General features: G+C 42.9%; 10 protein-coding genes. 3 read left to right on the top strand and 7 right to left on the bottom strand.

The genetic code is table 11. The features are described from left to right. Window positions 1-18: 18 nt before the first annotated feature. Window positions 19-405 (bottom strand): phosphoribosyl-AMP cyclohydrolase, encoded by a 387-nt coding sequence (gene hisI / locus dnm_RS14375; protein ID WP_207683323.1) that lies wholly within the window; start codon window positions 403-405, stop codon window positions 19-21. A gap of 617 nt (window positions 406-1,022) precedes the next feature. Here hisI and dnm_RS14370 point away from each other — a divergent pair. Beyond that, window positions 1,023-3,398 carry a penicillin-binding protein 1A gene (locus dnm_RS14370; protein ID WP_207683322.1) on the top strand — a complete coding sequence of 792 codons (2,376 nt, stop codon included), beginning with the start codon at window positions 1,023-1,025 and terminating at the stop codon, window positions 3,396-3,398. Window positions 3,399-3,601: 203 nt separating this feature from the next. Here the strand turns inward: dnm_RS14370 and dat are convergent, their stop codons facing one another. Both dat and dnm_RS14360 read right to left on the bottom strand, forming a co-directional pair. After that, window positions 3,602-4,441 (bottom strand): D-amino-acid transaminase, encoded by an 840-nt coding sequence (dat, locus tag dnm_RS14365; protein ID WP_207683321.1) that lies wholly within the window; start codon window positions 4,439-4,441, stop codon window positions 3,602-3,604. A gap of 90 nt (window positions 4,442-4,531) precedes the next feature. After that, window positions 4,532-5,434, bottom strand: a complete 903-nt coding sequence (locus tag dnm_RS14360; protein ID WP_207683320.1) for an MBL fold metallo-hydrolase — start codon at window positions 5,432-5,434, stop codon at window positions 4,532-4,534. Between the two features lie 380 nt (window positions 5,435-5,814). Here dnm_RS14360 and dnm_RS14355 point away from each other — a divergent pair, with 380 nt between their 5' ends. Beyond that, on the top strand, window positions 5,815-6,972 hold the full coding sequence (locus dnm_RS14355; RefSeq protein WP_207683319.1) for an MFS transporter: 1,158 nt from the start codon (window positions 5,815-5,817) through the stop codon (window positions 6,970-6,972). On the opposite strand, the gene dnm_RS14350 is transcribed toward dnm_RS14355, so the two are convergent. Further along, window positions 6,948-7,181, bottom strand: a complete 234-nt coding sequence (locus tag dnm_RS14350; RefSeq protein WP_207683318.1) for a hypothetical protein — start codon at window positions 7,179-7,181, stop codon at window positions 6,948-6,950. The genes dnm_RS14355 and dnm_RS14350 overlap by 25 nt on opposite strands. 63 nt (window positions 7,182-7,244) lie before the next feature. Here dnm_RS14350 and dnm_RS14345 point away from each other — a divergent pair, with 63 nt between their 5' ends. Further along, complete coding sequence (locus dnm_RS14345) at window positions 7,245-7,697, top strand: hypothetical protein (protein ID WP_207683317.1); 453 nt, start codon at window positions 7,245-7,247, stop codon at window positions 7,695-7,697. On the opposite strand, the gene dnm_RS14340 is transcribed toward dnm_RS14345, so the two are convergent. The 3 genes from dnm_RS14340 to dnm_RS14330 form a co-directional block, all read right to left on the bottom strand. Further along, window positions 7,663-8,781 carry an NADH:flavin oxidoreductase gene (locus dnm_RS14340; protein WP_207683316.1) on the bottom strand — a complete coding sequence of 373 codons (1,119 nt, stop codon included), beginning with the start codon at window positions 8,779-8,781 and terminating at the stop codon, window positions 7,663-7,665. The two genes, dnm_RS14345 and dnm_RS14340, sit on opposite strands and share 35 nt — an antisense overlap. 144 nt (window positions 8,782-8,925) lie before the next feature. After that, complete coding sequence (locus tag dnm_RS14335) at window positions 8,926-11,463, bottom strand: HAMP domain-containing methyl-accepting chemotaxis protein (RefSeq protein WP_246556327.1); 2,538 nt, start codon at window positions 11,461-11,463, stop codon at window positions 8,926-8,928. 821 nt (window positions 11,464-12,284) lie between these two features. Then, a complete protein-coding gene (locus tag dnm_RS14330; protein WP_207683315.1) occupies window positions 12,285-12,806 on the bottom strand; it encodes a chemotaxis protein CheW in 522 nt (173 codons plus the stop codon). Window positions 12,807-12,905: the final 99 nt, after the last annotated feature.

Genomic DNA, 12,905 nt, shown 5'->3' with positions numbered 1-12,905 from the left:
CATGCGCCCGGGTTTCCGCTAGTGACTTGTCTCACCATATACTTCTTTGGGATCAAACACAGGTTTTCCCATAACCGTAAGAGAGCCGTCTTCAACCTTTCTGAAAAAGCAGCTTTTATATCCCATGTGGCACGCTGCCCCGCCCACCTGCTCAACTTTCAGGAGAATGGTGTCATCATCGCAATCAATTCTGATTTCTTTTACGTTCTGTACATTTCCGGATGATTCCCCTTTTACCCATAATTTTTTTCTTGATCGGCTATAGTATGTGGCTTTGTTAGTGGAAAGTGTTGCCTCCCATGCTGTCTCATTCATAAATGCAAGCATTAAAACCTCATTGGTTTCATAATCCTGAACCACGACAGGCAACAGACCGCCCGTCTTATCAAAGTCAAGTTTGATCATTTCAATTATCCCTCATCGTTATTTTATTATCATTTACCGTGAAAATACATTTTGAAAACCCGGGTTTTCTATCTGAAAACATTTTCATAACCGGGGCGAAAAACCCGGCTTTTTCATAAGCGTTTATTGCATTAAATTGAGTAACCATAACACGGCACAAAGTCAAATTCTTTTTTAGTTAAACAGGCCAATACAAATCCGAACTCAGCCGATCCGAATTTCCAGCGGAGGAAAGCGAATAATTGATAACAACCCAAACCCCGTCCGGCAAAAGTCCGGCAAAGGCAAATTATGGATTAATAAAAATAAGGAGTTATGATCTCATCCTGATACATATGCCGGGATTTTCCCCAATGCTGTTGATTTAAGAGAAAGCGGGTTTTCCGATATTTTCTCCGGAGTGCGAAAAATGCTTTTTCGCAGGCCAGAAAAGATTCTTTGGGATTTAACCATCTGATTTTTATTGGGTAAAAAAAATTACATAATTTTTTTCATTCATTAAGCAAGTTTCTTGCTTAACAGGCCAAGATTTGATAACATAAAAAATTAAGATTTAAGTATTTGATAATTATTAATAATATATCACAAAAAAAGTAATTGGCCAGGTATATTTGTTTATGTTAAAAGACAGACACGTTTTTCAGGTATCAAAACGAAATGAAAAAAAGAAAAAAAAAGGATATGTCTCCAAAATTGCCCGATGGTTCATTTGGACAGCCTTTTTTATGATGATATGCGGCATTGCTACGACTGTCGCTATCTATTTTATTTATTCCCATATTAATGAAGACCTTCCCCGAATCTCTTGTTTAAAGAATTATCGTCCCCCCGGAATTACTACCGTATATTCGGACGATAACAGAAAAATCGCTGAATTTTATGAAGAACGAAGAATTGTACTTTCACCGTCCCAGATGCCGAAAATGCTGATTAACGCATTTGTCGCGGCAGAAGATTCAAGATTTTTTGAACATAAGGGCGTTGATATAACAAGTATTATCAGAGCGTTTTTAAAAAATGTGGAAGCCGGAACCGTGGTTCAGGGGGGCAGTACCATCACCCAGCAGGTCATAAAATATTTCCTGCTGACATCTGAAAAAAAGTATGAACGAAAACTCAAGGAAGCTATTCTTGCATACCGCATTGAAAAGGCCTTTAGCAAAGAGGAAATCCTTTTTTTATATCTGAACCAGATTTATCTGGGACATGGTGCCTACGGAGTGGGTGCCGCGGCAGAAAACTATTTTGGAAAATCTGCAAAAGACCTGAATCTTGCAGAATGCGCCATGTTGGCAGGACTTCCCAAGGCCCCCGGGAAAAATTCCCCTTTCAAAAATCCGAAAAAAGCAAAAGAACGGCAACTATATGTTTTAAATCGGATGGTCACTGAAGGATATATCACCGATAAACAGGCAAAGGAAGCTGGCAGTTTAACGCTTGACATAAAACCAAGGCGAAATTTGTACATTGAACAGGTTCCTTTTTATACAGAGCATGTCAGGCGTTATATTGAAAAAAAATATGGCAGGGAAGCATTATACAGGGACGGACTTAAAGTTTACACGGCTGTAAATATTGAAATGCAGAAAGCGGCCCGGGAGGAAATTGACAAAGGCTTAAGAGTCATTGACAAACGTCACGGGTACCGGGGGCCGGTTAAGCATCTTAAATTAGAAGAAATTGAAGAATTTTCAAAAAAACTCCAGGAAAAATTGAACAAAGACACCTTCCCGGGTTTGTATAAAGGAAAGATCGTAAAAGGTGTGGTGATCGGGGTGAGCAAAAAGGACAGAATCATAGCGGTTCGTATGGGAAATGACCGGGGGACGATCCGTGCTGCTGATATGCGATGGGCAAAAATATCCAAGATAAAATCCGGTGATGTCATCTGGGTGAAAATTAAAGGAAAAAATAAGGAAGAATCCCTGTGGAATCTTGCTTTGGAACAAACCCCCAAAGTTCAGGGGGCCTTGGCATGTGTGGAAGCAGGGACCGGACTCATAAAAGCAATGATGGGAGGACGGGATTTCAGGGAAAGCCAGTTCAACCGGGCGGTTCAGTCCAGACGTCAGCCAGGGTCCGCGTTTAAGCCCATCGTATATGCAGCGGCAATTGACAAGGGATACACGCCTGCGACCGAGATCCTTGATAATGCCATTGTCTATAAACCTTCAAGACATAGCAAGACGTGGAAACCTCAGAATTACGGCAGAAAATTTTACGGCCCTATTCTTCTCCGAAAAGCCCTGGCAAAGTCACGTAATCTGGCAACCATACAGATTTTAAGAGATATCGGCGTGGATTATACCATAGGATATGCCAGAAAACTCGGTATCATGTCTGATTTATACGGCGATCTTTCGCTGGCTCTGGGAGCGTCCGGCGTTTCTCTGCTTGAACTTGTCAAAGTCTATTCGGTTTTTGCGAACCTCGGAGAACTGATCGAACCTGTTTTCATAACAAAAATCATTGATCGGGATGGAAATGTGATTGAGCAAATGAATATTGAAAAAAAACAGGTTATTGAAAGAAGCACTGCTTATGTAATGACCAGTCTTCTTGAGAGTGTGATCAAAGAGGGAACCGCGACCAGGGTCCGGGCGTTAAATCGGCCGGCCGCGGGTAAGACCGGAACAACAAATAATCATCGGGACGCATGGTTTATGGGATATACGCCTGAATATATTACCGGCATCTGGGTGGGCTTTGATGAGGAACGCTCTTTGGGAAAGAAGGAAAACGGAGGCAGAACCGCGAGTCCCATATGGCTCAGTTTTATGAAGCGGGTGCTTGCGGACAAGCCGGTCAGGGTTTTTAAAGTGCCCCGGGGGGTTGTCTTTTCCAAGATTGATGCGGAAAATGGTCTTTTAGCCATTCCTGAGACAAAAAAAACGATTTTTGAATGTTTTAAAGAAGGAACCGTACCCACCGAATATTCAAAAAGATCAGATTCAATTACCAGCTCGGAGCAGTTTTTTAAATCGGATTTGTAAATTCTGCAAATCTGTCCCCTCTGACAAGGCCGCGGGCGTTTTGCCGGACGGGATTTGCAATCCCGTCCGACGGGTGCTTTGCCAGTGATCCTGTGAAACATTGCGGACGGGCTTGCACCCCCCGTCCGGCAAAGGACGGCAAAGTGGCAAATGCGAAAAATCGCCAAACTGCAAGTTCAGCACTCCGGAAGCGTTCAAAAAAGTTACGTTACACGCTCACGGAATGCCTGCTGTAATTTCATTGTCAGAGGCCCTGGTTTTCCATCTCCCACGATATGATCATTTACTTGAACAACTGGCATGACTTCAGTGGTGGTGCCCAGAACCATACACTCATCTGCTTTTTCAATATCCTTTTCAAAAATGGGAAATTCTCTGACAGGAATATTCAGTTCCCTGCAAATCTCTGACACCACTTTTCTGGTAATCCCGGCAAGGATATAATTGCTTTTAGGATAAGTAACAAGTTCTTTGTCAAATATTGCACAGAAATTGGTGTGGGACCCTTCGGTAATCACTCCGTCACGGACAAACACAGCTTCTCCCGCTCCGTTTTCCCTGGCCTGCTGACAGGCCATTGCATTTGGCAGCAGGCCCACTGATTTAATATCACAACGGGTCCATCGTATATCAGGAACAAGAATAACTTTGATTCCCTTTTTCCATTCCTCATGAGGTGACTGAAAAGGATAAGCATACGCATAAACTGTGGGAGGAGTTTCTTTATCCGGAAAAACATGCTTCCGAGGTGTCGCGGCTCCCCGTGTGATTTGAATATAAAGTGCGGCGTCACCATTCCCCATATGGTTATCCTGTATCAGCTTATCAGCAATCGTCTTAAAATTTTTCGTATCCGGCCCCTTGATTCGGAGTTCCCGGAGGCTTCGTTCCAATCGGTTCAAATGATCTTCAACCCTGAATAATTTTCCATCATATGACCGAATAACTTCATAAACCCCGTCGGCAAATAAAAACCCTCGGTCATCAGGGGATATTTTTACCTCTTCCTTGGGAATAAAACGGTTATTGAAATAAACAATCATGTTTCTTTCCCCTTATATATTAAGGTGTCAGGTGTCAGGTGTCAGGTGTTAAGTGTTAGGTGTCAGGTGTTAGGTGTCAGGTGTCAGGTGTTAGGTGTTAGGCATTTGTTTGGAAAGATATTTTAACATCTGTCCCATAACAATAGAGATAATATCCCTTGAAAGAAAGTCAGCCGGTGCCTTTTCCATCACTTTGTCAGTCATTTCTCCAACGCTTTTTTTCCAATCTTTGGTACGCTGAAGAGATTCTTCCAGTATTTTCCGGGTTTCTTTGGCCGCGATGATTGATTTTTTCAGAAAATTACGCGCATCTTCACCAATCCTGGCCCCATAGTGTTCGGGAAGATAAATCTCAATATCATAAGCGGCCATCTTGTTCAGATTTTCCTGATACTGATCAAAATTGGAGTTTCCGGCTGTGAAAACCTCGTCTCCGAAAGGAATCCCCCCTGCGTCCGAAGCAAACATGGCCTTTTCTTCCGGAACATAGATGGCAACGGAACATGAGGAATGACCCGGAACATCAATCACTTCCAGAGTCAGTTCCCCGCAGGAAAGGGTGTCGCCGCCTTTGATAACCTCCTCAACAGCGATACCAGAAAAGGAAAGTCCGAGTTCCTCAGCTTCTTTCTGCCGTCCCTGCTTTTCAATAAGCGACTGATTCATGCTTTCAATTGCTTTGATAACCTTGGGGGAGGATAACAGTTCTTTTGCTTTTGCCGATGCGGTTATCGTTGCCCAGGGCCAGCGTTTTTTAAAAAAGGGAACAACGCCGCAGTGATCAAAATGAGAGTGAAGAATAATGATCCGTTTTATCTTTTCCGGTTCGATTTTCAATTCTTTTAACTGGTCAAGCATCTCAGGAACAATATGAACCATGCCGCCTCCCAGGAGAGCATATTCATCTTTTCCTTTCAGAATATAGACACTTGACTCGTTGCGACCCAGCAATATGATCCTGTCTGTAACATTTCCGGGTTTGTTTATAACCACATCACACTCCTTTCTTTGAACTGACAAGGTTGGATTATATTGTTTGTTTATATTGAAATAAGCTTTTATCTGCATAGCATAACTGTCCGGGCAGAGCAAGAACAAAACTACGGAACAGCCAGGTAACAAAGGACTTTTTTTTCCTTTTCTTATCCTGCTTCCTTGCACTTGTTGCAGATTTTTATAATTTCATATCCGGGAACAAAAACTACAGGGACTCAGCTTTTCTTTTTGACAAACCTTGTACATCCGGGTTAAAAGCTTCAAGTTATTTGCCGGACGGGGTTGCAAACCCCGTCCGGCCAACTTAGCCTGATGTATATGGGCTGCAACCCCGCTCAAAAAAAGAATATTCCGCAAAACAAAAATTGGACAAGCTGATGGATAAAAACAATAAGGGGGCTTTCAAATTTATCATAAGTTCCCAGTACTTTCTATATTTCGGAGTGCTGGGGATTTTTTTGCCCTATTTTAATTTATACTGTTACCACCTCGGATTCAGCGGTTTTCAGATCGGTGTTCTCTCCGCTCTCAGATCCGCCGTGATGGTTCTGTTCTCTCTCATATGGGGGGGACTGGCAGACCGTTTTCAGATCAGAAAACCGATCTATATCTTATGTACTTTTACCAGTACGCTCATATGGATATTTTATCTTTTTACAGATAATTTTTATTTAATGCTGATTATTACAGTATGCTATACAATATTTTACGGGCCTGTGATATCCTTTATGGAAGCTTTCAGCATGGATATTCTGGGCAGAGAGAAGAAAAGCTACGGAAGGGTAAGGGCCTGGGGAACCATCGCCTTTATTATGATTGTCACCGTATTTGGGAAGATTATTGACCTGTATTCTGTGAAAATCATTCTTTTGCCGATTTTTATCGGCTCTTTGGCGCAGGCTCTCTTTGCACTCAGAATCCCCAATATCACGATGGTCAGAAAGAATTCCTTCATTGCCGGGGCAAAATCGCTTTTTAAAAAGCGTGTGGTCATTTTCCTGATCTGTGCTTTTCTGATGCTGATGAGTCATGGCACATATTATGGCTTCTTTTCCATACATCTTGAAACCCTGGGATACGGAAAAGTATTTATCGGTATGAGCTGGGCGCTCGCGTCTGTTGCCGAAATTGTTGTCATGATCAGTTCAGACAAGATATTCAGGCGATTCTCCATTCAGAATGTTCTGCTTTTTTCATTTATGGTTGCGGCATTACGATGGTTCCTGCTTTGCTGGGCTGAATCACCTGCTGTCATCCTTATCTCACAAATTTTACACGCTGTCACATACGGGACATTTCACATTGCCAGCATTCTTTACATTGATCTGCTTTCGCCGGATGAGGCAAAGACAACAGGACAGGTGATAAATAACGCTGTCAGCTATGGCCTGGGTATGATGGCCGGATTTTTTTTTAACGGCTATTTATACGAACATCTGAGTTCATTTGTCTTATTTGCCATAAGTTCTCTCATTGCTCTTGGCGGCGGTGTCCTTCTGAGCGCATTTTATCATAAATCCGGAGTGCAAAAATAGAGCGAAGCGGTTTTTTGCATAACCATAAATCCGGAGTGCGGAAATCTGTAAATCCGGAGTGCAAAAATAGAGCGAAGCGGTTTTTTGCATAAATCCGTAAAACCGGAGTGCAAAAATAGAGCGAAGCGGTTTTTTGCATAACCAGAAATCCGGAGTGCGGAAATCTGTAAATCCGGAGTGCAAAAATAGAGCGAAGCGGTTTTTTGCATAACATAAATCCGGAGTGCGGAAATCTGTAAATCCGGAGTGCAAAAATAGAGCGAAGCGGTTTTTTGCAGAAATCCAATTCCGACAGGATGCAAAAAACCGCTTCGCTCTATTTTTGCACTCCGGAAACCGCTTCGCTCTATTTTTGCACTCCGGAAAGTGCTTCGCTCTATTTTTGTACTCCGGAAAGTGCTTCGCTCTATTTTTGCACTCCGGAAAGCGCTTCGCTTTGTTTTTGCACTCCGGAAAAGATTTTCGCTCTGTTGCAAAAAACCGCTTCGCTCTATTTTTGCACTCCGGAAAGCGCTTCGCTTTGTTTTTGCACTCCGGAAAAGATTTTCGCTCTGTTGCAAAAAAGCGCTTCGCTCTATTTTTGCACTCCGGAAAGCGCTTCGCTTTGTTTTTGCACTCCGGAAAAGATTTTCGCTCTGTTGCAAAAAACCGCTTCGCTCTATTTTTGCACTCCGGAAAGCACACATCGGGTTATGCTGACGCGCTGTTTTCTCTCTCTTCTGTGACGCAGTATAATCCCTGCCCTTTCATAGTCGGTTTGAAGCACAGATTATCTGACAGACAGGGAGATTTTCGGGTATCGCCTGCTTTCCATCGGCGGATGAGATGAGGCTCACGGATCAGGGGACGGCACAGAGAAATGTAATCAGCAATCCCCTCATCCGTCAATTTTTCAGCCACATCATAAGAACGAATTCCGCCCACAAGCATCAGAGGAACCCCTGTTTTTTTCTTATAACGTCTGGCTGCTTCCCGATAATAAGCCTCTTTTTCTTCAGAATCCAGTTTCCCCACTCTGACCGGCGACAGAGCAGGTTTTGATCGCTGGCTTCCTCCGCTGAGTTCTATGGCGTCAATCCCTTCTTTTTCCAGCATTGCCACTGCCTGAAGCATATCTTCCTGCGTCTGGCCCCCTTCCACAAAATCTTCAGAATTTATCTTGATCAGAATTGGAAAATGATCTCCCACGGCCGCCCTGATGCTCCTGAACACCTCCAAAACAATACGCGCCCGGTTTTCAATGCTTCCGCCATATTCATCTTCTCTTCTATTGTAGAAAGGAGACAGAAACTGACTCAGAAAATATCCGTGGGCCCCGTGGATCTGAACACCGTCAAAACCGGCTTTCTGAGCGCGGACGGCTCCTTCTCCGAAAGCGTTTACTATCTCCTGAATCTCTTTCAGGGTGATTTCCCGGCAAATTGGCCCTTTTTTATTTTCCATGACCGAAGGCCCTAAGGGTTCCAGCTCTGTCAGATGGGCTGCCGCATGACATCCTGCATGGGCCAGCTGCATGACAATTTTACCGCCTGATTTATGGACAGCCTCGGTCATCTTACTGAGACCCGGAAGCAGTTTGTCATCATATACCCCCAACTGACGGATACCGGCCTGTCCTTCTCTGCGAACATAAGTATGGCCTGTGATAATTAATCCCACCTCGCCCCGGGCCAGTTCCACCATTAAATCAGTCAGCCGGGAAGTACATGAACCATCCTCATCCGCCATCCCTTCCCATGTGGCTGAACGGACAAACCGGTTTGCCAGTGTCATATCGTTAATCGTGGTCTTTTCAAAAAGTTTTGACATTTTTTTCTATTCCTTAAATTATCGGGTTTACATCATGTCTGCCTGTTCACAGGCAGGATGACATGCTCATGTCATTTCCACGCGAAAGCATGGAAGTGATCAGTCTTGCTCATGCTGTTCCCACGCGCAAGCATGGGAATGAGATCAGTCCTGAACAGTTTTTTTCAATTTAAACTGCCCAAGAATCTCTTGCAGGTAAGACGCCTGTTCCGCAAGTTCATGGGCAGCCGAAGCAGTTTCTTCGGCGTTGGCAGCGTTCTGCTGTGTCACCTGGTCAATTTCTCCAAGCCCCTGATTTACCTGGGCAATTGCCTGAACCTGTTCATCAGATGAAGCGGCAATTTCATTAATGAGTTCCGCCACTTTGGTTACAGATTCCATGATTCTGTTCAGCGACTGATCAGTCTGACTGGCAATTTCATTTCCTTTTTCCGCCTTTTTTACAGCACCTTCGATGATTTCGGCAGTTTCTTTTGCAGCTTTTGCGCTTCGGCCTGCAAGATTACGCACCTCCTCGGCTACGACAGCAAATCCTTTGCCGTGACGGCCGGCACGGGCAGCCTCGACAGCCGCGTTCAGTGACAGCAGATTGGTTTGAAAAGCAATTTCATCAATGACTTTTATAATTTTGGCGATGGCCTGACTCGCGCTGTTAATATTTGCCATGGCAGCAATCATGTCTTTCATTTCCTGCATCCCCAGTTCAGCCAATTTCTTGGTCTGGCCTGCAAGTTCATTGGCCCGGGACGCGTTTTCCGCGTTGGCTTTGGTCCGGGACCCGATCTCAATCATGGAACTGCTGGCTTGTTCAAGCGAGGATGCCTGCTCCGCGGCCCCCTGGGAAAGAGACTGACTGGAAGCCGCGACCTGTGATGATTCCGAAGCCACCTCTGTACCGGCTTCATTCACCTGACGGATAAGGTCATTCAGCCCCTCAATCATGTCCCTGAGTGCCTGACCAATAATATCTTTTTTGGAAGTGACTCGGATCGTCTGATCCAGATCTCCTCCGGCAATACCCATGGCCGCATTCGCCTTGATATTCAATGTGTGTGCCATGGCATTCAGCGTCAGACCCATTTCCTCAAGCTGATTCGGAGCAGCTTTTTTATATGCCTTGCATGTATGGCAATGCTCGCCTTGGATGACTCTGAAACATGTCGGAAACATTGAAAATGAACCGGCTTCTGTCCAGCACTCGGCTTCTTTGCCAAAACAGCTACAGTCTTTATCCTCGCAGCCAAGGATTTCTGAACAATTCACAGCTCGGCCCATGGGAAGACGCTCGGAGAGGTCTCCCTTGTTCAATTTAATCACAAAGTCCGTAATCTGACGAATGGGGGTGGCAATACTCTGAGTAATAAAGAATGCGGCAATAAAGCCAATAGCCATCGCAGCAACTGCGGCAATGAAGATGATCCACTTTGAAGAACGGATTTCATGAAACATTTTATTTTTATGATCTGTATGCGCCTCTTCGCACACATTCTGGGCCTCACGGGCACTTTTCACCATTATGGGGTATGTTTCCCATTGACTCAGGAAAAGAGAAACAAAACGGTCAAAGGCAGTTCCGTAATCTTCAAGCGATTTAATTAATGCCTGTCCCAGTTCTGCATTCAGCTCAGATTTAAATTCGGAGGAAAGCGTTTTTGCAAGATCAACTGCTTTTGCAAGGTCTTTTTTCGCCATGTCCTGATACTTGATATCATTTGAGAGAATAAATGTTTTTTCATTTTTTTCAGATGCGATAAATGATTTGATAATATCTTTCAGATCAAAAATTTTGCTGGCCCTGTCATTAAGTTCGGCTTCAAATGCTGTATGATATCTCGCAAGTTCCTTTTCCTTACTGTCCCTTATGGCGTTTATCTGCCGCACCACGGCCGTGCCTGTGTTAAGCAGTCTGTTTTTTTCAATCTCACTTTCTGTGTCTAAATATTTTAGCACAGATGCTTCATGTTCCTTATATTTTTCAAATATTTTATCCGCATGTAACCTCTTGCTTTCTTTTTTTAACCGTGTTTTCATATCATTTACAAGCGCGTAAATCTTCTGATTCACAGTCCTCCATTCATTCAAAAACTGTTTTTTATCATCCATCATAAGCAGTTCATAATTTTTTGCTTCAAAAACATAATTGAAGAGTACATATATGTCATCTGTCATGACATTTTTATTTTTCATCTGTTCCGCATGATATAATCTCATTTTTTCCAACTGTTCTCTCTGATCCATCTGAATGGCCTCGGCCTGTGTCAGGACATCTGCGGCATGGCTTTCCATCTGTTCTTTAAGGGCATTTTTTTCTTCTGTCACCTCCGCATATGTTTTAAACGCGTTCTCATAATTTTTTGTCAGTTTTATCACCTGGTCCATTTGGTCGGCATTTATTTGTTTGATGAATTTATTTTTTGTTATTTCAGAATATTCTAAGATAGTTTCAATTTCCTTCCGCACTTCTTCAATATAAGCGGAATCTTTCATGATAATGAAATTTTTTTCCTGTCGTCTTGTCTCAAGAAGCAGTCTGGCAATCAGATTGACGCTGTCAGCCTTTTCTACCCCATTTTGTACGCTGTTGAGATCATAAATGCCCACGAAAGCAACCAAAGCGGTTAGTGCAAGCACAAATCCGAATCCGAGAGAGAGCTTCATTCCTATTTTTATTTTTTTCAGCACGATATTCTCCTTATCAGGATAATCTGTTCATATTTTATATGAAAGTGTTAGGTGTTAGGTGTTAAGTGTTAGGAAAAACTGCAAAACTTTCATACTTCGTTGTGACCGGCAGGTCATGGCCGTTTATATGAAAGCGTCAGGTGTTAAGTGTTAAGTGTTAGGAAAAATTATAAAACTTTCATTTTTCGTTGTGACCGGCAGATCATGACCGTTTATATGAAAGTGTCAGGTGTTAAGTGTTAGAAAAAACAGTAAAATTTTCATCACTCGTTGTGACCGGCAGATCATGACCGTTTATATGAAAGTGTCAGGTGTTAAGTGTTAGGTGTTAAGTGTTAGGAAAAACTGCAAAACTTTCATACTTCGTTGTGACCGGCAGGTCATGGCCGTTTATATGAAAGCGTCAGGTGTTAAGTGTTAAGTGTTAGGAAAAATTATAAAACTTTCATTTTTCGTTGTGACCGGCAGATCATGACCGTTTATATGAAAGTGTCAGGTGTTAAGTGTTAGAAAAAACAGTAAAATTTTCATCACTCGTTGTGACCGGCAGATCATGACCGTTTATATGAAAGTGTCAGGTGTTAAGTGTTAAGTGTTAAGTGTTAGGAAAAACTGCAAAACTTTCATTTTTCGTTGTGACCGGCAGTTCATGGCCGTTTATATGAAAAAGTGTTAGGTGTTATGAAAAAAATATGAAAATTCTATTGTCCGTTGTGAATGACAAGTCACATTTATAAAAATTTCTGTTATTTAAGGAGATATAAACAATTCATTCCTCCGTTATGATATGCACTGTTAACATGGACCCGCGCTGCAAAAATTTAAGACTGCGATGAATTCGGCAGGGAATCCAGCGTCTCATCAAAAAGGAGCTTATTTAAATCTAAAAGTATTTTTACCTCATCGTTGCTCTTGCCAATGCCTTTGATAAAACGGCGGCTGTTTCCCTCGCTCACCTTTGGCGGAGGAGAGACATCATTTTCGGGAATATCAAGGACGTCTTTTACTGTATCTACTAACAGCCCGATGGTGGTGTCATCGTTACGAACCACAATCACGCAGGTACGGTCATCATATTCTCGCTGCTTCATACGAAAACGGATCCGCACATCCATCACCGGAATGACTTGGCCGCGCAGGTTGATCACGCCTTTCACGAAATCCGGCATATCCGGAACCTCGGTAATTTTCTGAATACCGACAATTTCAATAACATAATAAATTTCGATTCCATAAACACTTTTGCCGATGTCAAAGGTCAGATACTTGTCTTTCTGTGTGTCTTCAAACTCATCATCGTAAAGATCCTCATCTGTGAAATCTTTGTCCTGACTGTCTGTCATATAAATTTTTTCTCCTTTGTGATTTGTGATTTGTGATTTGTGATTTGAAACTCGAAACTCGAAATCCGGCGATTTTTCATATATTTTTATGTAACAATT

The organism is Desulfonema magnum, assembly GCF_017377395.1.
GTDB lineage: Bacteria > Desulfobacterota > Desulfobacteria > Desulfobacterales > 4be13 > Desulfonema_C > Desulfonema_C magnum.
The sequence above is the reverse complement of the archived record's forward strand: the minus strand, read 5'-3'. Positions and strand labels throughout refer to the sequence as shown.

Coding starts and splice junctions, on each gene's coding strand:
- hisI (WP_207683323.1), bottom strand. CDS start 405: ATGATCAAACTTGACTTTGATAAGACGGGCGGTCTGTTGCCTGTCGTG.
- dnm_RS14370 (WP_207683322.1), top strand. CDS start 1,023: ATGTTAAAAGACAGACACGTTTTTCAGGTATCAAAACGAAATGAAAAA.
- dat (WP_207683321.1), bottom strand. CDS start 4,441: ATGATTGTTTATTTCAATAACCGTTTTATTCCCAAGGAAGAGGTAAAA.
- dnm_RS14355 (WP_207683319.1), top strand. CDS start 5,815: ATGGATAAAAACAATAAGGGGGCTTTCAAATTTATCATAAGTTCCCAG.
- dnm_RS14350 (WP_207683318.1), bottom strand. CDS start 7,181: ATGCAAAAAACCGCTTCGCTCTATTTTTGCACTCCGGATTTACAGATT.
- dnm_RS14340 (WP_207683316.1), bottom strand. CDS start 8,781: ATGTCAAAACTTTTTGAAAAGACCACGATTAACGATATGACACTGGCA.
- dnm_RS14330 (WP_207683315.1), bottom strand. CDS start 12,806: ATGACAGACAGTCAGGACAAAGATTTCACAGATGAGGATCTTTACGAT.